The 289-nt window shown below is 59.5% G+C and carries 1 protein-coding gene; it reads left to right on the top strand.

Going from position 1 to position 289, the window contains the following annotated elements; all coding sequences use genetic code 11:
* Positions 1-2: 2 nt before the first annotated feature.
* Positions 3-289, top strand: a 287-nt coding sequence (locus RAD10_RS41650) for an Hpt domain-containing protein (protein WP_176945855.1), incomplete at its 3' end; no start/stop codon positions are given.

The raw sequence follows: 289 nt of genomic DNA, 5'->3' as shown, positions 1-289 counted from the left end.
TCATGGATGATCTGTTGCGGGAGTTTTTGACGGAGACCAGCGAGAGCCTGGACACCGTCGACAACCAGTTGGTGAAGTTCGAGCAGGAGCCGAACAACGCCAAGATCCTGGATAACATCTTCCGCCTGGTCCACACCATCAAGGGCACCTGCGGCTTCCTCGGATTGCCGCGGCTTGAAGCGCTGGCGCATGCCGGCGAGACGTTGATGGGCAAATTCCGTGACGGCATGCCGGTGACCGGGCAGGCGGTGACGGTGATCCTGTCCTCGATCGACCGCATCAAGGAAAT

Source organism: Bradyrhizobium sp. 23AC (assembly GCF_054863025.1).
The sequence above is the reverse complement of the archived record's forward strand: the minus strand, read 5'-3'. Positions and strand labels throughout refer to the sequence as shown.